The sequence below is a fragment of the Janibacter sp. CX7 genome, from assembly GCF_024362365.1.
Classification (GTDB): Bacteria; Actinomycetota; Actinomycetes; order Actinomycetales; family Dermatophilaceae; genus Janibacter.
In genome coordinates, this window is the sequence record NZ_CP101464.1 from 519,918 (window position 1) to 535,936 (window position 16,019).

Sequence of the window (16,019 nt, forward strand, 5' to 3'; positions counted from 1 at the left end):
TCCGCCGTGGCCCTGCCCGCCCCGCTCGCGGGCGTCCGCACGCTGACGTGACCCTTGACACAACTTGAATCCACATTCAATATGAATGTGGATTCAATCCTCAGATCTTGGGAGATCACATGACGACACCGACAACGACGTCGGACGCGCTCCACTCCTCGGCGACGCGCAAGGCCTTCGTGCGTCTGGTCCCGCTGCTCATGGCGGCCTACTTCATGGCCTTCGTCGACCGGACCAACGTGGGCCTGGCGAAGTCCGCGCTCGAGGTCGACGCCGGCATCGACGCCGCCGCCTACGGGCTCGGGGCGGGCCTGTTCTTCATCACCTATGCGGTCCTCGAGGTGCCGAGCAACCTGATCCTCCACCGCATCGGCGCGAAGGTCTGGATCAGCCGGATCGCGGTGACGTGGGGCCTGATCACGATGGCGATGATGTTCATCTCCAGCCCCACGATCTTCTACGTGCTGCGCCTGCTGCTCGGTGCCGCGGAGGCGGGCCTCTATCCCGGGATCATGTATCTCATCACGACGTGGTTCGCGCAGAAGGACCGCGCCACCGCCGTCGGGCTCATCCTCACCGCCTCGTCCGTCGCCTTCATCGTGGCCAACCCGATCGGCGGTGCGCTGATGAAGATGGACGGCGTCGGCGGCCTGCACGGCTGGCAGTGGCTCTTCGTCCTCGAGGGCATCCCGACGGTGCTCCTCGGCGTCATCATCTTCTTCGTTCTGCCCAACGCGCCGGCCAGGGCGAGCTGGCTGACGCCCGACGAGGCCGCCGAGCTGACCCGGCGCGCGGTCGGTGCGGAGGAGCCGGTCGGCAGCCCCGGGGCGATCGTCCGCCAGGCGATGTCCACGCCCTTCCTGCTGACCGTCGCGGCGATCTACTTCATGAACCAGATCGCCACCTACGGCGTCATCTTCTTCGTGCCCTCGATCGTCCAGGCGATGAACGTCACCGACAGCTTCCTCATCGGGCTGATCTCCGGTGTCGTCGGCATCGGGGCGGTCATCGGTGTGCTCGTCGTGCCCCGTGTCCTGCGGCGCAACCCCGGCAGCGAGGTGCGGCTCATCGGCATCACGACCGCAGCCGCGATCGTCCTCGCGCTGTGCTTCGTCGCCGTCGAGCAGCCGGTCGCCCGGATGATCATCCTCAGCGCGACGATGCTCTTCATCGTCGGCGTCCAGCCGCTCTACTGGTCGGTGCTCATGGCCCGGCTCGGGGGAGTGGGTGCGGCCGCCGGCCTCGCCTTCGTCAACACCATCGGCCTCACCGGTGGCTTCGTCGGGCCCTATGCCTTCGGTCTCGCGGAGCAGGCGACGGGCGCGCCCTCGTCGGGTCTGTGGGTGCTCATCGCGGCCACCTGCCTGGGACTGCTCTGCGTGCCGCTGCTCGCTCGCCTGCTGCGCCGGCACGACGCCGACAACCCCGTCGGCGACCCCGCGGACGACGTCGCCCCCGTGGCGGTCTGACCCTGCGGACGAGACGACCGGCCGTGACCCGAGGGTCGCGGCCGGTCGTCTCGTGCTGCCCGGCGTGCCGGGGGTGAAGGGAGGGTCAGCGGTAGTTGGTGAACTGCAGCGCCACGTCGAGGTCCTTGCCCTTGAGCAGCGAGATGACCTCCTGCAGCTCGTCGCGGGACTTGCCGGTGACGCGCAGCTCGTCGCCCTGGATCTGCGGCTTGACGCCCTTCGGGCCCTCGTCGCGGATGATCTTGGAGATCTTCTTCGCGTTGTCCTGGTCGATGCCCTCCTTGGTCGGGCCCGACAGGACGTACTCCTTGCCGGAGGGCTTGGGCTCCTTGTCGCCGAAGTCGATGTTCTTCAGCGAGACGCCGCGGCGCACGAGCTTGGACTCGAAGACGTCGAGGACGGCGAGCACCCGCTCGGCGGTGTTGGCCTTGATGACGATGCTCTCGCCGCTCCACTCGATCGAGGCGCCGACGCCCTTGAAGTCGTATCGCTGCGCGACCTCCTTGGCCGCCTGGTTGAGCGCGTTGTCGACCTCCTGGCGGTCGACCTTGCTGACGATGTCGAAGCTGCTGCTGGCCATGTCCGGGGCGCTCCTCGGGGTGGATTCTGCTGTTGGGCGTTCGGCTTGCTATCCTCTCAGACGCACACGGCAGGTTGTCCGAGCGGCCAATGGAAACGGACTGTAAATCCGTCGGGTTATCCCTACGAAGGTTCGAATCCTTCACCTGCCACCAGCAGTGCACGAGGCCCTCGGGACGTCCGCGTCCCGGGGGCCTTGCTCGTGCCCGGGCACCCGGCCACCGCGCGGAGCCGGTCGGGCAGGATGGGCCGGGTGACCCCCTTCGACCGCTCGAGCTACGGCCACTGGACGACGATGCCCACGCGCTGGAGCGACAACGACCAGTTCGGCCACGTCAACAACGCCGTGCACTACTCCGTCATGGACACGACGATCAACAACTGGCTCAAGGCGCACGGCTTCGACGTCGCCGCCGGTGGCGACACGATCAACCTCATCCCCGAGACCGGCTGCCGCTACCTCGCCGAGATCTCCTACCCCGACGTCTTCGAGATCGGGCTGCGCAGCCTCGCCGTGGGCCGCACGAGCGTGCGCTGGGAGTGCGCGCTCCTGCGGGCGAGCGACGGCGAGGCCGTCGCCATCGCGACCTCCGCGCACGTCTTCGTCGACCGTCAGACGCGGCGTCCGGTGCCGGTCCCGGCCGGGCTGAGGCCCGCTCTGGAGGCCCTCGTCGCCGGCGGGTGAGCCCTCGATTTCATGACCACGCCATCTGGCGTGTAATCTCTCCCGAGGTTGTCCACCGGATCTCCCCGAGAGCCGGAGGACCTGCCCCCTTAGCTCAGTCGGCAGAGCGTTTCCATGGTAAGGAAAAGGTCGTCGGTTCGATTCCGACAGGGGGCTCGGGTTCGGCCCGCGCCGCGCGCGCAGGTCGACCGCCACGGCGGGGTAGCTCAGCTGGTTAGAGCGCACGACTCATAATCGTGAGGTCGCGGGATCGAGTCCCGCTCCCGCTACGCAGTGCCACGGGTGCGACCACCACCGATTTCCGGTGGGGCCGCCCCGTGGACTATTCTTGTGCGTCGTTGTGTTGTGCCCCCGAGGTGGCAACGCACCACACACCTCCCGCCCAGCGCAGACCGGCGCCAGGCGAGTACCACCCGAAGTGTCTGAGAGCAGGTTCTTACCGTGGCCACGAAGAGCGCCGACGTCCGCCCCAAGATCACCATGGCGTGCACGGAGTGCAAGGAGCGGAACTACATCACCAAGAAGAACCGCCGCAACAACCCCGACCGCATGGAGCTGGCGAAGTTCTGCCCGCGGTGCCGCAAGCACACCGCGCACCGCGAGACCCGCTGAGGTCCCAGCAGCACCTGCACGCTTCCCGACGCGGCCGCCCGAGCACCTGCTCGAGCGGCCGCGTCGTCGTGCACGAGGTGCCCGCCTAGACTGACCGCATGGCCGTGAACGAGGACTTCCAGGGGCGCAGCTACGAGCCCACACCCCCCTTCGACGTGGGGCGTGAGCACATCCGCGACTTCGCCGCGGCCGTCGGTGCGACCGACCCGATCCACACCGATGTCGAGGCCGCGCGGGCCGCCGGTTACGCCGACCTCGTCGCCCCGCCGACCTTCGCCGTCATCCCCGGGCAGCGCACCGACCGCCAGTTCGTCGTCGACCCCGAGGCCGGCGTCGACTACACGCGCGTCGTCCACGGCGAGCAACGCTTCACCCACCACCGACCGATCGTCGCGGGCGACGAGCTGCGCGGCGTGCTGCACATCGACGCGATCCGCGCCGCCGGCGGCCACCAGATGGTGACGATGCGCAGCGAGATCATCGACGCCCACGACGAGCCGGTCGCGACGAGCCTGTCGACGATCGTCGTGCGAGGAGGAGAGTGACCATGGCCGTGCGCGAGTTCTCGCAGGTGAGCGAGGGCGAGGCCCTCCCCAGCCGCACCATCCCGGTCACGAGGGCCACCCTCGTGCACTACGCCGGAGCCTCCGGCGACCGCAACGTCATCCACTGGGACGAGCGCACCGCGCAGGCCGTCGGCCTGCCCGACGTCATCGCGCACGGCATGTGGACCATGGGTGCCGCGGTCCAGGTCGTCACCGACTGGGTCGGCGACGCCGGCCGCGTCGTCGACTACGGCACCCGCTTCACCAAGCCGGTCGTCGTCCCCCACGACGGGGGCGCGGCCATCGAGGTGTCCGGCGCGGTGCGGTCGCTCGACGCGCAGACCCGGCAGGTCACCGTCGAGCTCACCGTGACCTGCGGCGACGACAAGGTCCTCGGCCGCTGCCGGGCGACCGTCCAGCTCGACTGATGGGCGGCACGGAGCACGGCGCCGCGCTGGCGCCGCTGACGACCATGCGTGTCGGTGGCCCGGCCGACACGCTCGTCACCGCGACGACGACGAGCGAGGTCGTCGAGGCGGTGCGCGCCGCGGATGACGCGGGCACCCCCCTTCTCCTGCTGTCGGGTGGGTCCAACCTCGTCATCGCGGACGACGGCTTCCGCGGCACCGTCGTGCGGATCATGACGAAGGGGGTGGACGTCGCCCCGTCGTCGCAGGCCGGGACCGTCGAGGTCACCGTCGCCGCCGGTGAGGTGTGGGACGAGGTCGTCGCCCGCGCCGTCGCCGAGGGCTGGTCCGGCATCGAGGCCCTGTCCGGCATCCCCGGCCTCGCCGGGGCGACCCCGGTGCAGAATGTCGGCGCCTACGGCCAGGAGGTCGCCCAGACCATCGTGCGGGTCCTCGCGTGGGACCGGCGGCAGGGGGCGCAGGTCACCTTCGACAACGCCGCCTGCGCCTTCACCTACCGGCACTCGGTCTTCAAGGAGACCGGCCGCTACGTCGTGCTCGAGGTGACCTTCCGCCTCGGCGACGACGGGCTGTCCGCGCCGGTCGCCTACGCCGACCTCGCCCGCGAGCTCGGTGTCGAGCAGGGCGCCCGGGTCCCGCTGGCCGATGCCCGGGCGGCGGTGCTCGCCCAGCGAGGCATCCGCGGCATGGTGCTCGACGAGCCCGACCACGACACGTGGAGCTGTGGCTCCTTCTTCACCAACCCGATCCTGCCGACGGAGCAGATGGACGAGCTCGTCGAGCGCGCGGCCGCCCGGCTCGGTCCTGACGGGCCGGTCCCGCCGGTCTTCCCCGCGGGGGAGGGGCGGGTCAAGACGAGCGCGGCCTGGCTCATCGACAAGGCGGGCTTCGGCAAGGGGCACCGCATGCCCGGCCCCGCTGCGCTGTCGACGAAGCACACCCTGGCGATCACCAACCGTGGCGACGCGACGGCGGCCGACGTCGCCGCCCTTGCTCGTGAGGTGCGCGATGGCGTGCGCGAGGCCTTCGGGGTGACGCTCGTCAACGAGCCCGTCTTCGTCGGGCACGCCCTCTAGGCCGCCCGGCGCCAACTCTGCACGACCCTAGGGTCGTGCACGGTCCAGGCCCGGCAACTCTGCACAACCCTAGGGTTTTGCGCGGTCCGGGCCCGGCAACTCTGCAAGACCCCAGGGTTGTGCAGAGTTCAGACCCGGCAGAACGCAGGGCCCCCGGCCGAATGGCCGGGGGCCCTGCGTTCTGCGTGGGCGTGCGGGTCAGCGCACCGCCGCGTAGGCATCGACGATGCCGTCGCCGTAGAAGGAGTTCTCCTCCGGGGTGCCGACGCAGGGGGCGCCGGCGGTCGTGGTCGAGCACGGGGTGTCGGTGGCCTGCGCCCGCAGCTCGGTGATCATCTTCTGCGGGCCCCACGTCGGGTGCGCCGACTTCATGAGGGCGAGGACGCCGGCGACGTGCGGCGAGGCCATCGAGGTGCCGCTCTTGAGGCCCCAGCCGTTGTCCTTGACGATCGTCGACAGGATCGAGCGGCCCGGGGCCGAGACGTCGATCGAGCCGAGACCGCGGTTGGAGAAGGACGACAGCGTGCCCGCCCGGTCGAGCGAGGAGACGGTGACGACGCCGTCGAGCTCGGTCGGGATGTCCTTGCACGAGCTGTTGATCGTGCGCTCGACGGAGGTGCCGTCGTTGGGGCTCGAGTCGTTGGTCGTCTTGTTCGACAGGTCGTAGGAGCTGTTGCCCGCGGCCGCCGCGTGGACGGTGCCGCGCTTCGTCGACCAGTCGACCGCGCGACGCACGGCCTCCATGGCCGGGGCCTGCTCGGGCTGGTCACCGCACCAGAACTCGAAGGGGTCGACGTAGTAGCTGTTGTTGGTGACGTCCATGCCCTTGAGCCCGGCCTCCATGAAGCCGCAGACCGCGTACTCGGGGTAGATGAACCCGTCGTCGTTGACGACCTTGACCGAGGCCATCTTCGCGCCCGGCGCGATGCCGACGATGCCGACACCGTTGCGCTCGGCGCCGATGGTGCCGGCGACGTGGGTGCCGTGGTCGCTCGTCGTCGGGGCCCAGGCGGACTCACCGGTGGCCGGGCGGCCGGCGTCGGTGCAGCCGACGGAGTTGGCGCGGTCGATCTGGTTGGCCAGGTCCGGGTGGTCGGGGTCGATGCCCGAGTCGAGGACGCCGACGAGGACGTCGGGGGAGCCGGTCGTGATCGCGTGCGCCTGCGGCACCTTGATCATCGCCATGTCCCACTGCTCGCCCTCGCGCGGGTCGGTGGAGGTGGCGGCGGTGCCCTCGGAGACGTCGCCCTTCTTCGTCAGGGCCTTCTTCTGCTGCCCGGTGCCGGGGCCCCACGGGGCCTGCGCGCCGGCTGGGGTGCCCTCGCTGACGGCGACGGAGCGGGTCGGGCCGACCGACTCGATGGCATTGCCGGAGGCCGCGACGACGGCGGTGCGGAAGTCGGCCTTCGTCGAGTGGGCGACGACGACGCCGATCTGCGGCCACGACTGGACGACGACGCCACCGGCGGCGGTCACGGCCGACTCGACCTTGCGGACCTGGCCCGGGGTGACGAGCTTGGTGTTGATGACGTAGCTGGAGATCTGACCGTCCGGGGTCGAGATCGGGACCGGGGTCGAGGTCGGCTCGTCCTGGGTCGCGCCCGTGGCGGACTGGGCGCCGATGACGCCGAGCCCGATGACGGCGGCAGCAGCCGCCAGGCGCGCGCCGCGCGGTCGCATGCGTGAAGCCATGTGCATTTCCTCCCTTGGTGACCGCGGGCCGGGGATCGAGCCGCGGCACTGCGATCTTGGCAGAAGATGTCACGCCGTGCGGGATGAGAGCCGCAGGATCTTCGGCCGCGTTCGCGCTCCGGGAGAGACGGCTACGCCGCGGACGAAGGGGGTGTCTCCAGCCAGGCGTCGATGTCCGCCAGGGCGGTGGCGACGACCTCCTCCGGAGCGCGGCTGGCGCGGAAGGAGCCGCGGGCGAGCTCGGCGAGCTCGGGGTCGGTGAGGCCGTGGACCGTGCGGGCGGTCTCGTACTGCGCGAGCAGCCGCGAGTCGAAGAGCAGCGGGTCGTCGGCGCCGAGCGCGACCGTGGCCCCGGCGTCGAGCAGCGTGCGCAGGGGCACGTCGGGCGCCTCGCGGTAGACGCCGAGCGAGACATTGGACCCCGGGCACACCTCGAGCGCCACGCCGCGCTCGACGACGAGGTCGAGGACGCGTGGGTCCTCGACGCTGCGGACGCCGTGGCCCAACCGCTGCGGTCGCAGGGTCTCGAGCGTCTCGGCGACGGCCTGCGGCCCGAGCAGCTCGCCGGCGTGGGGCACGAGGGCCAACCCGGCCCGCTCGGCGATGCGGAAGGCCGGGGCGAAGTCCGGCGTCGACCCGCGGCGTTCGTCGTTGGACAGCCCGAAGCCGAGGACCCCCTCGGGCCCGCGGTCGGCGAGCCGGGCCGCGAGGCGGGCGAGCGTGCGTGCCTCGAGCGGGTGCCGGATCCGGCTGGCGGCCATGACGACCCCGACCCGGGCCGAGCCGGTCGCATCGGCGGTGGCGTTCACCGACCGGGCCTCGTCGAGCACGATCTCCATCGCGGGCGTGATCCCGCCGACCGGTCCGGCGTAGGACGTCGGGTCGACCTGGATCTCGAGCCAGCGCGACCCCTCGGCGCCGTCGTCGAGGGCGGCCTCGCGCACGATGCGCCGCATGTCGGCCTCGCCGTGCACGCAGTGCCGCGCGGCGTCGTAGAGCCGCTGGAAGCGGAACCAGCCGCGCTCGTCGGCCGCGGACAGCCGCGGGGGATAGGCCGAGCGGAGGGAGTCGGGCAGCCGCAGCCCGTGGGCCGAGGCGAGGTCCCGGACCGACTCGACGCGCATCGACCCGGTGAAGTGCAGGTGGAGGTGCGCCTTGGGCAGGGCCCGCAGGTCCCGTGCCGGGGCGCTCAGTCCCGCTCCTCGTCGCGGCCGTCGATGATGTGCACCGCCGCCTCCTCGGCCGAGGCGGCGCCGCCGTCGACGCCGACGTCGCGACACCAGGCCTGGTCGTCGTGGTCCTCGTGGCTGCCCTCGTCGGGGCTGACGAGGCGTCCGGCGCGAGCGTCGCCGACCTCGGAGTCGCCGATCCAGTCGTCCTCGGCGGCGATGGCGTCGGGGTCGTCGCCGCCCACCCGACCGTCGCCGCGTCGCGAGGGGTCCTCCTCGGACCACGTGGTGTCGGGCTCCTCCTGCTTGAGCCGCTCGTCGATCGTCTCGCCGACGGCCTGCTCCGCAGCGGTCACCCCGTGCGCGTAGGACCCGCGGGGGGAGTCGGGCGGGGAGTACCCCGCGTCGAGCACGTCCTCGCCCTCCGCCCCCGTGCCCATGAGGCTGTCGCCGGGCTGCAGCTGGTCCTCGTCGTCGAGGCTGTAGCTCGTGAGGTCGGTGTCGAGGTCCTCGCGCTCGCTCATCATCACTCCTTGGTGGTCTCCAGCTGCTCCGCGGCCGCGATCAGGACGCAGGTCGCGACCGTCTCCATCGCCTCGGTGAGCTCCGCCATGGGCGGCATCGTCGGGGCGAGGCGGATGTTGGTGTCCTGCGGGTCGTCGCCGTGGGGGAAGGAGGCGCCGGCCGGCGTGAGCGAGAGGCCGGCCTCCTTGGCGAGGGCGACGACGCGCGAGGCGGTGCCGGGCAGGACGTCGAGGTTGACGAAGTAGCCACCGGTCGGGCGGTTCCACGTGGCTACCCCGAGGCCGCCGAGCCGCTCGGTGAGGACGCGGTCGACCTCGGCGAACTTCGGCGCGATGATCTCCGCGTGCTTGCGCATGTGCGCCCGCACGCCCTCGGCGTCGCCGAAGAACTCGACGTGGCGCAGCTGGTTGACCTTGTCGGGCCCGATCGACCCCTTGCCGAGGTGCTCGAGGTACCAGGCGACCTGCTCCACGGACGAGGCGAGGAAGGCCACGCCCGCGCCCGCCCAGGTGATCTTCGAGGTCGAGGCGAACATGACGGTGCGGTGCGGGTGGCCGGCGCCCGAGCACAGCGTGATGATGTCGGCGCTCTTGGCCTCGTCCTCGGTGAGGTGGTGCACCGCGTAGGCGTTGTCCCAGAAGATCTTGAAGTCGGGGGCGGCCGTCTCCATGCCGGCCAGACGGCTGGCGACCTCGTGGGTGACGATCGAGCCGGTCGGGTTGGCATAGGTCGGCACGATCCACATGCCCTTGACCGAGGGGTCGGAGCCGGCGATGCGGGCGACCTCCTCGACATCCGGCCCGTCGTCCGTCATCGGCACGGTCACCATCTCGATGCCCAGGTCCGCGAGCAGGGCGAAGTGGCGGTCGTAGCCCGGGACCGGGCAGATGAAGGTGACCTTGTCCTCCTTCGCCCACGGGCGGGGGGAGTCGATGGCACCGAAGAGCAGCAGGTCGACGAGGACGTCGCGCATCATCGTCAGCGAGGAGTTGCCCCCGGCGACGATCTGCTCCGGCTCGACCCAGAGGAGCTCGGCGAAGATCTCGCGCAGCTCGGTGAGGCCGGAGAGGCCGCCGTAGTTGCGCACGTCGGTCCCGGCGCGGTCCGTCGTGGCCGAAGGGAGGGAGAGCATCGGGTCGGCGAGGTCGAGCTGTGCGGAGCTCGGCTTGCCGCGGGTGACGTCCAGCTTGGCGCCCTTCGCGGCCTGGGCCGCGTGGGCCTCCCGCTGGGTCTGCGCGAGGGTGCGCAGCTCCTCGGCGGAGAGATCGGACATGGGGCGAGCGTCGGGCGTCGAAGTCACGCGGACAGTCTTCCACCTCGTGCGGGTTCGCGGTGCAGTGCCTGCGTGACGTACAGTGATGCCTCGGTTGACTTGGACCAGACTCTCCGGCGTGCCCGCACATCGGTGACGACGGACCGGGACGACCGCGGGAGATCGCCCCCAACGCGACCTCCCGAAGGGCAGTGGCTCAATTGGTAGAGCACCGGTCTCCAAAACCGGCGGTTGGGGGTTCGAGTCCCTCCTGCCCTGCGTTGCACGACACCCGTTGCGCAGCCAGGTGAGACCCCTCGACGGAGATGAGACGACGTGAGCCAGCTCGGAGCGCAGCCGACCAAGGCGCGGCGCGAGCCGAAGGGTGGCAACCCGATCTCTCGCTTCTTCGGGTCCATCGGCCTCTTCCTTGCCCAGGTGCTCGACGAGCTCCGCAAGGTCGTCCGGCCGACTCGGTCCGAGCTGATCAACTACACGCTCGTGGTGATCGTCTTCGTCACCGTGATGATGCTCGTCGTCTCGGGACTGGACGCGGTCTTCACCCGGGTTGTGCTCTGGGTGTTCGGCGGCTGACGCCGCCGCACCGATCCGCATCCCGGGCGCTCCCGCGCCGTCGTACGAAGTCGAAATGAGGAAACAGGTCATGTCCGAGCAGGCCCCGACCCCCGAGTCCCAGGACACCGAGGGCACCTCGAGCGTCATCGCCGCCGAGCAGGCCGAGCACGCTGCGCAGCCGCCGGCGGACCTCCCTTCGGCCCAGGACGCGGACGACGCCCGCGCCGCCGACGAGGCCCTCGAGGAGGCCGCTGCCGAGCAGGCCGACGACGAGCAGGTCGCCGACGAGCCGACCGCGGCCGCCGCCGACGAGGACGGCGACGTCCTGCCCGAGGACAGCGCCGACCCGGTCCAGGCCTTCAAGGACGACCTCGCCGGCAAGTTCGGCGACTGGTACGTCATCCACACCTACGCGGGCTACGAGAACCGCGTGAAGCACAACCTCGAGACGCGTGTCGCCAACCTCGACATGGAGGACTACATCTTCGAGGTGGCCGTCACGATCGACGAGGTCACCGAGATCAAGTCCGGCCAGAAGAAGGTGCGCAAGCAGCCGCGCATGCCCGGCTACGTCCTCGTCCGCATGGACCTGACGGACGAGTCGTGGGGCGCCGTGCGGCACACCCCGGGCGTCACCGGCTTCGTCGGCAACGCGCACGACCCGGTGCCGCTGAGCCTCGACGAGGTCTTCACGATGATCAAGCCGGCCGACCTCGAGAAGCCCGCCGCCCCGGCCGCCGCGGGTGCGGCCCCGGCCCAGGACGGCGTCGCGCCGGCCACCGCGGTCGACGTCGACTTCGAGATCGGCGAGTCGGTCACCGTCATGGACGGCCCCTTCGAGACCATGCCGGCGACGATCTCCGAGATCCTCCCCGAGAGCCAGAAGCTCAAGGTCCTCGTCTCCATCTTCGGCCGGGAGACCCCGGTCGAGCTCGGCTTCCACCAGGTCGCGAAGATCTGATGGTCCAGTGCCGCCGACCGGCGGCACATCTGCAACCGGGTCATCGCCCACGGCGTGGGCCCACAACACAGGAAGTAGGAACACCGCATGCCCCCCAAGAAGAAGGTCTCCGGCTACATCAAGCTGCAGATCCAGGCTGGTGCCGCCACCCCCGCCCCGCCGGTCGGTCCGGCGCTGGGTCAGCACGGCGTCAACATCATGGAGTTCGTCAAGGCGTACAACGACGCCACGGCGGACATGCGCGGCAACGTCGTGCCGGTCGAGATCACGGTCTACGAAGACCGCTCCTTCACCTTCATCACGAAGACCCCGCCGGCCGCCGAGCTGATCAAGAAGGCTGCTGGCCTGAAGAAGGCCTCGGGCGAGCCGCACAAGGTCAAGGTCGGCTCCCTCACCCCCGACCAGGTGCGTGAGATCGCGCAGACCAAGATGCCCGACCTCAACGCCAACGACATCGACGCCGCGATGAAGATCATCGCCGGCACCGCCCGCCAGATGGGCATCGAGACCCCGGGTATCTGAGCCCGACCCGTGGGAGGGCCACGCGCTGGCCCGCACCACACCTCCACCACCACCAAGGAGCACGCATGAAGCGCAGCAAGAGCTACCGCGCCGCAGCCGACAAGATCGACCGCGACCTCGCCTACGCCCCCCTCGAGGCCGTCCGCCTCGCCAAGGAGGGCGCGAAGAAGTCCTACGACGAGACCGTCGAGGTCGTCTTCCGACTCGGCATCGACCCCCGCAAGGCCGACCAGATGGTCCGCGGCACGGTCAACCTCCCGCACGGCACGGGCAAGACCGCCCGCGTCCTCGTCTTCGCCAACGGCGACAAGGCCGACGCCGCCCGTGAGGCCGGCGCCGACTTCGTCGGGTCCGACGACATGCTCGAGAAGGTCCAGGGCGGCTGGATGGACTTCGACGCCGTCGTCGCCACCCCGGACCTCATGGGCAAGGTCGGTCGTCTCGGCAAGGTCCTCGGTCCCCGTGGCCTCATGCCCAACCCCAAGACGGGCACCGTCACGATGGACACGGCCAAGGCCGTCGCCGACATCAAGGGCGGCAAGATCGAGTTCCGCAACGACAAGCACGCCAACTTGCACTTCATCATCGGCAAGGCGAGCTTCGACGAGAAGGCGCTCGTGGAGAACTACCAGACCGCGCTCGACGAGATCCTGCGTCTCAAGCCGTCTGCCTCCAAGGGTCGCTACATCACCAAGGCCGTGCTGAGCACGACCATGGGCCCCGGCATCCAGCTCGACAGCTCGCGGGTCAAGAACCTCCTGGAGGAGTCCACCCCGGTGGCCGCCGACGAGGTTCCCGCCGCGGAGTGATCCGAGGCTGCAGCCACGAAGGGGGGCGCGTCCCGCGAGGGAGGCGCCCCCCTTCGTCATGCCGCGGCAGGGTGAGGCAGAGGCGATGGGGCCGGCCCGCCTGCCGCGATTTGGACACCGGGCCCACCTGCCGTACCGTTGTCCACGACCACTGACCGCCGGTTGTCGTGATCCACGTGATCGTGACTGAAGGTTCCGCGAGAGCGGGCGACCCGCGCAGGCCACCTGATTCGCACCCGTCCTCGTGACGTGCGTGCCGGAGTCCCGTGCCTGCGCCGGGGCTCCTTTTCTCGTTCCGGGCCCCGGTGGCACCACACGAGAAGGGAGGCCCGCATGGCGAACCCCCAGAAGGACGCCGCCATCGCCGAGCTCGCGGAGAAGTTCCGCAGCTCCAGCGCGGCCGTGATCACGGAGTACCGCGGTCTGACCGTGGCGCAGCTCGGCGAGCTGCGCAGCAAGCTCCGTGGCAACGCCACCTACTCCGTGGTGAAGAACACGCTGACCGAGCGCGCTGCCAAGGAGGCGGGCATCGAGTCCGCCTTCGAGGGCCAGCTCGTCGGCCCCAACGCGATCGCCTTTGTCGAGGGCGACCCCGTCGAGGCTGCCAAGGGTCTGCGTGACTTCGCCAAGGACAACCCCCTCCTGGTGATCAAGGGCGGAATCCTCGACGGGAACCCGCTCACGCCGGAGGAGATCGACAAGCTCGCGAAGCTCGAGTCCCGCGAGGTTCTCCTGGGCAAGCTGGCTGGCGCCATGAAGGCCCAGCTCACCCAGGCCGCGTACCTCTTCAACGCGCCGCTCGCGCAGACGGCTCGCGTCGTCGACGCGCTGCGCGCGAAGGTCGAGGAGCAGGGCCCGGTCGCGACCGACGCCCCCGCTGCGGAGACCGAGGAGCCGGCCGCCGAGGCCGACGCCTCCACCGAGACCACCCCCGAGGGTGGCGACGAGGCCTGAGGCACCCGCCTCCGGCCACTGCACGACCCCGCCACTTTCGGCACACACGTTTTTTCGAGAAAGGACGCCCATCATGGCGAAGCTCAGCACCGACGAGCTCCTTGAGGCCTTCAAGGAGATGACCCTCATCGAGCTCTCCGAGTTCGTGAAGCAGTTCGAGGAGACCTTCGAGGTCACCGCCGCGGCCCCGGTTGCCGTCGCGGGTGCCGCCCCGGCCGCCGGTGGCGACGCCGGTGGCGACGCCGCCGCCGAGCAGGACGAGTTCGACGTCATCCTCGCCGCGGCCGGCGACAAGAAGATCCAGGTCATCAAGGAGGTCCGCGCGCTCACGAGCCTCGGCCTCAAGGAGGCCAAGGACCTCGTCGACGGCGCCCCCAAGCCCGTCCTCGAGAAGGTCGACAAGGACGCCGCGGAGAAGGCCAAGGAGGCCCTCGAGGGCGCCGGCGCCACCGTCGAGCTCAAGTGATCTCGGCTCGTCACTGACGAGCACTGATCTGCCGAAGGGCGGGTCGCACCATCTGGTGCGACCCGCCCTTCGTCGTGCGCTCCGGTCTTCGGTCCCTGAGGAGGTCGCTCAGCGACCGTCTCGAAGGGTCAGAGCAGCGGGCGCCAGGGGGAGAGGATGCCCTCGGTGACCCGGCTGATCAGCGGGCGCCGGGTCCACTCGTCGAGGGTCAGCTCGGTGCAGTTGCCGGAGTCGAGGGCGAAGATCTCCTCCATCCGGGCGGCGACGTCCGCGTCGAGGATCTCCATGTTCATCTCGTAGTTGCCGGCGAGGCTCAGCCGGTCGATGTTGGCGGTGCCGATCGTCGACCACAGGCCGTCGATCGTCGCGGTCTTGGCGTGCACCATGGCATTTTCGAAGCGCAGCAGCCGCACGCCGCCGCGCAGCAGCCGCTCGTAGAGGGCACGGCTGAGCCAGTCGGCGACGATGTGGTTGCTGAAGTGGGGGACGATGACGCGCACGTCGACCCCGCGGCCGGCGGCGTTGACGAGGCTGCGGACGAAGGCGTCGTCGGGGATGAGATAGGCCGTCGTCAGCCAGACGCGCGTGCTGGCCCGGTCGATCGCCTCGAGGTACATGTTGCGGATCGGGTAGACCATGTCGGCGGGCATGTTGCGGTGCACGCGCATGTCCCGGCTCCACGTGCGCCGGCGCGGCTGGGGCAGCTCCGGGCGCCCGCCGTAGAGGTTCCAGTAGTCGACGAAGGCGTTCTCGAGCTCGACGACCATCTCCCCGGAGTAGCGGGCGTGGGTGTCGCGCCAGCGGTTGGCGTAGTCCTGGCCGATGTTGTAGCCGCCGAGGTAGGCGGCGGTGTCGTCGACGACGAGCAGCTTGCGGTGGTTGCGCCCCCAGTGTCGCGGGCTGAGGAAGGCCACCCCGCCGGTGACGAGCGGGTGGCGGTTGACGTGGATGCCCTCGGGCAGCTGCCGGAAGAAGTCGCGGGGGACCACGAGGTTGGCGAAGGTGTCGTAGACGACGTAGATCTGCACGCCGCGCGCGTGCGCGTCGGTGAGGGCCTTGCGGAAGCGCTCACCGGTCGCGTCGCCCTTCCAGATGTAGGTCTCGAGGTAGATCCGTTCGGTGGCCGCCTCGATGTCCGCGAGCATGTCCTCGAAGAGGTTCTCGCCGAAGGTGTAGATGCGCACGTCGCCGCCGGGGACGGGCACCGGTCCGCCGTGACGGTGGGGGAACTCCTTGTCCGGGCGGTCCTTGCGTCGCTGGCTGTCGAAGACGAGCAGCCCTGCGGCAGTGAGGAGCTGGGTGGCGAGCGCGGCTCCGGCGGCGCGGCGCACGGTGCGCTGCACCTCGAGCCGCCGGCGTCGGCGGCGGATCTTGCGCAGGTCCATGGCCCCACCCTAGGGGGACCGGGCGAAGGGGGGTCCCCGCCCCTCGTGCGCCGGCCCCCCTTCGCGACCCGCCGGGAGACAGCCTTGACGTCGGCTGCCGTGTCGTCCATCCTCATGGCGTCGATTGATCCGGCCCCACCGCTTCTGCGGGAGGCGGGCCGTGGACCACCGTCGAGCCGTCGGCTCGACCGGGTTGGACACTTGTGTGTTTGTGCATTACGCTGTCGCTTTGCGCTGCCTTGTTCCTGTCGTCGCCCGGTCGGATCGCTCCAATCCCCTCTTCTCCGAGGTGTGTCGAGCCCCCCGTCAGGTGA

General features: G+C 70.4%; 18 protein-coding genes and 4 tRNA genes. 16 read left to right on the forward strand and 6 right to left on the reverse strand.

From position 1 onward, the window contains the following. Window positions 1-119: 119 nt before the first annotated feature. Window positions 120-1,469, forward strand: coding sequence for an MFS transporter (locus NMQ01_RS02585; RefSeq protein WP_255185331.1), 1,350 nt, complete (start codon window positions 120-122; stop codon window positions 1,467-1,469). A gap of 85 nt (window positions 1,470-1,554) precedes the next feature. Here NMQ01_RS02585 and NMQ01_RS02590 read toward each other — a convergent pair whose 3' ends face one another. Next, window positions 1,555-2,049, reverse strand: coding sequence for a YajQ family cyclic di-GMP-binding protein (locus tag NMQ01_RS02590; protein ID WP_255185332.1), 495 nt, complete (start codon window positions 2,047-2,049; stop codon window positions 1,555-1,557). Window positions 2,050-2,117: 68 nt separating this feature from the next. On the opposite strand from NMQ01_RS02590, the gene NMQ01_RS02595 reads away from it, so the two are divergent. The 8 genes from NMQ01_RS02595 (at window position 2,118) to NMQ01_RS02630 (ending at window position 5,394) form a co-directional block, all read left to right on the forward strand. After that, window positions 2,118-2,203: transfer RNA gene (locus tag NMQ01_RS02595), tRNA-Tyr, on the forward strand. Window positions 2,204-2,301: 98 nt separating this feature from the next. Then, a complete protein-coding gene (locus NMQ01_RS02600; RefSeq protein WP_255185333.1) occupies window positions 2,302-2,733 on the forward strand; it encodes a thioesterase family protein in 432 nt (143 codons plus the stop codon). Between the two features lie 83 nt (window positions 2,734-2,816). Continuing rightward, window positions 2,817-2,889 (forward strand) — tRNA-Thr (locus tag NMQ01_RS02605). A 39-nt stretch (window positions 2,890-2,928) separates the two neighbouring features. Continuing rightward, a tRNA-Met gene (locus tag NMQ01_RS02610) sits at window positions 2,929-3,002 on the forward strand. 172 nt (window positions 3,003-3,174) lie between these two features. Further along, window positions 3,175-3,345 carry a 50S ribosomal protein L33 gene (gene rpmG, locus NMQ01_RS02615; RefSeq protein WP_084450001.1) on the forward strand — a complete coding sequence of 57 codons (171 nt, stop codon included), beginning with the start codon at window positions 3,175-3,177 and terminating at the stop codon, window positions 3,343-3,345. Window positions 3,346-3,443: 98 nt separating this feature from the next. Further along, window positions 3,444-3,890 (forward strand): MaoC family dehydratase N-terminal domain-containing protein, encoded by a 447-nt coding sequence (locus NMQ01_RS02620; RefSeq protein WP_255185334.1) that lies wholly within the window; start codon window positions 3,444-3,446, stop codon window positions 3,888-3,890. Window positions 3,891-3,892: 2 nt separating this feature from the next. Further along, the gene (locus NMQ01_RS02625; RefSeq protein WP_255185335.1) at window positions 3,893-4,318 is read left to right on the forward strand and encodes a MaoC family dehydratase; all 426 of its coding nucleotides are present in this window, start codon (window positions 3,893-3,895) and stop codon (window positions 4,316-4,318) included. Next, window positions 4,318-5,394, forward strand: coding sequence for a UDP-N-acetylmuramate dehydrogenase (locus tag NMQ01_RS02630; RefSeq protein ID WP_255185336.1), 1,077 nt, complete (start codon window positions 4,318-4,320; stop codon window positions 5,392-5,394). Before NMQ01_RS02625 ends, NMQ01_RS02630 begins: the two co-directional genes overlap by 1 nt. A gap of 198 nt (window positions 5,395-5,592) precedes the next feature. On the opposite strand, the gene NMQ01_RS02635 is transcribed toward NMQ01_RS02630, so the two are convergent. The 4 genes from NMQ01_RS02635 to NMQ01_RS02650 form a co-directional block, all read right to left on the reverse strand. After that, window positions 5,593-7,086, reverse strand: coding sequence for a S8 family serine peptidase (locus NMQ01_RS02635; RefSeq protein WP_255185337.1), 1,494 nt, complete (start codon window positions 7,084-7,086; stop codon window positions 5,593-5,595). A 131-nt stretch (window positions 7,087-7,217) separates the two neighbouring features. Further along, entirely contained in the window at window positions 7,218-8,258 is a 1,041-nt protein-coding gene (locus tag NMQ01_RS02640; protein WP_255186307.1) for an adenosine deaminase, read from the reverse strand. A 17-nt stretch (window positions 8,259-8,275) separates the two neighbouring features. Next, window positions 8,276-8,779 carry a DUF5709 domain-containing protein gene (locus tag NMQ01_RS02645; protein ID WP_255185338.1) on the reverse strand — a complete coding sequence of 168 codons (504 nt, stop codon included), beginning with the start codon at window positions 8,777-8,779 and terminating at the stop codon, window positions 8,276-8,278. A gap of 2 nt (window positions 8,780-8,781) precedes the next feature. Then, window positions 8,782-10,053, reverse strand: a complete 1,272-nt coding sequence (locus tag NMQ01_RS02650) for an aminotransferase class I/II-fold pyridoxal phosphate-dependent enzyme (RefSeq protein ID WP_255185339.1) — start codon at window positions 10,051-10,053, stop codon at window positions 8,782-8,784. A gap of 185 nt (window positions 10,054-10,238) precedes the next feature. Here NMQ01_RS02650 and NMQ01_RS02655 point away from each other — a divergent pair. The 7 genes from NMQ01_RS02655 (at window position 10,239) to rplL (ending at window position 14,320) form a co-directional block, all read left to right on the forward strand. After that, window positions 10,239-10,311, forward strand: a tRNA-Trp gene (locus NMQ01_RS02655). A 57-nt stretch (window positions 10,312-10,368) separates the two neighbouring features. Continuing rightward, window positions 10,369-10,626 carry a preprotein translocase subunit SecE gene (secE, locus tag NMQ01_RS02660; protein WP_255185340.1) on the forward strand — a complete coding sequence of 86 codons (258 nt, stop codon included), beginning with the start codon at window positions 10,369-10,371 and terminating at the stop codon, window positions 10,624-10,626. 70 nt (window positions 10,627-10,696) lie between these two features. Continuing rightward, window positions 10,697-11,569 (forward strand): transcription termination/antitermination protein NusG, encoded by an 873-nt coding sequence (nusG, locus tag NMQ01_RS02665; protein WP_255185341.1) that lies wholly within the window; start codon window positions 10,697-10,699, stop codon window positions 11,567-11,569. 87 nt (window positions 11,570-11,656) lie between these two features. Beyond that, entirely contained in the window at window positions 11,657-12,091 is a 435-nt protein-coding gene (rplK, locus tag NMQ01_RS02670; RefSeq protein ID WP_255185342.1) for a 50S ribosomal protein L11, read from the forward strand. Between the two features lie 65 nt (window positions 12,092-12,156). Further along, window positions 12,157-12,900, forward strand: a complete 744-nt coding sequence (gene rplA / locus NMQ01_RS02675; protein WP_255185343.1) for a 50S ribosomal protein L1 — start codon at window positions 12,157-12,159, stop codon at window positions 12,898-12,900. Between the two features lie 333 nt (window positions 12,901-13,233). After that, window positions 13,234-13,854 carry a 50S ribosomal protein L10 gene (gene rplJ / locus NMQ01_RS02680; protein ID WP_255185344.1) on the forward strand — a complete coding sequence of 207 codons (621 nt, stop codon included), beginning with the start codon at window positions 13,234-13,236 and terminating at the stop codon, window positions 13,852-13,854. Window positions 13,855-13,927: 73 nt separating this feature from the next. After that, window positions 13,928-14,320, forward strand: a complete 393-nt coding sequence (gene rplL, locus NMQ01_RS02685; RefSeq protein ID WP_007929164.1) for a 50S ribosomal protein L7/L12 — start codon at window positions 13,928-13,930, stop codon at window positions 14,318-14,320. Between the two features lie 128 nt (window positions 14,321-14,448). On the opposite strand, the gene NMQ01_RS02690 is transcribed toward rplL, so the two are convergent. Beyond that, on the reverse strand, window positions 14,449-15,705 hold the full coding sequence (locus NMQ01_RS02690) for a phosphatidylserine/phosphatidylglycerophosphate/cardiolipin synthase family protein (RefSeq protein ID WP_255185345.1): 1,257 nt from the start codon (window positions 15,703-15,705) through the stop codon (window positions 14,449-14,451). Between the last annotated feature and the right edge of the window lie 314 nt (window positions 15,706-16,019).

Excerpts from the sequence above, each read along its gene's own strand:
- NMQ01_RS02585 (WP_255185331.1), top strand. The coding sequence starts at position 120 with ATGACGACACCGACAACGACGTCGGACGCGCTCCACTCCTCGGCGACG.
- NMQ01_RS02590 (WP_255185332.1), bottom strand. The coding sequence starts at position 2,049 with ATGGCCAGCAGCAGCTTCGACATCGTCAGCAAGGTCGACCGCCAGGAG.
- NMQ01_RS02620 (WP_255185334.1), top strand. The coding sequence starts at position 3,444 with ATGGCCGTGAACGAGGACTTCCAGGGGCGCAGCTACGAGCCCACACCC.
- NMQ01_RS02625 (WP_255185335.1), top strand. The coding sequence starts at position 3,893 with ATGGCCGTGCGCGAGTTCTCGCAGGTGAGCGAGGGCGAGGCCCTCCCC.
- NMQ01_RS02630 (WP_255185336.1), top strand. The coding sequence starts at position 4,318 with ATGGGCGGCACGGAGCACGGCGCCGCGCTGGCGCCGCTGACGACCATG.
- NMQ01_RS02635 (WP_255185337.1), bottom strand. The coding sequence starts at position 7,086 with ATGGCTTCACGCATGCGACCGCGCGGCGCGCGCCTGGCGGCTGCTGCC.
- NMQ01_RS02645 (WP_255185338.1), bottom strand. The coding sequence starts at position 8,779 with ATGAGCGAGCGCGAGGACCTCGACACCGACCTCACGAGCTACAGCCTC.
- NMQ01_RS02650 (WP_255185339.1), bottom strand. The coding sequence starts at position 10,053 with ATGTCCGATCTCTCCGCCGAGGAGCTGCGCACCCTCGCGCAGACCCAG.
- nusG (WP_255185341.1), top strand. The coding sequence starts at position 10,697 with ATGTCCGAGCAGGCCCCGACCCCCGAGTCCCAGGACACCGAGGGCACC.
- rplK (WP_255185342.1), top strand. The coding sequence starts at position 11,657 with ATGCCCCCCAAGAAGAAGGTCTCCGGCTACATCAAGCTGCAGATCCAG.
- rplA (WP_255185343.1), top strand. The coding sequence starts at position 12,157 with ATGAAGCGCAGCAAGAGCTACCGCGCCGCAGCCGACAAGATCGACCGC.
- rplJ (WP_255185344.1), top strand. The coding sequence starts at position 13,234 with ATGGCGAACCCCCAGAAGGACGCCGCCATCGCCGAGCTCGCGGAGAAG.
- rplL (WP_007929164.1), top strand. The coding sequence starts at position 13,928 with ATGGCGAAGCTCAGCACCGACGAGCTCCTTGAGGCCTTCAAGGAGATG.
- NMQ01_RS02690 (WP_255185345.1), bottom strand. The coding sequence starts at position 15,705 with ATGGACCTGCGCAAGATCCGCCGCCGACGCCGGCGGCTCGAGGTGCAG.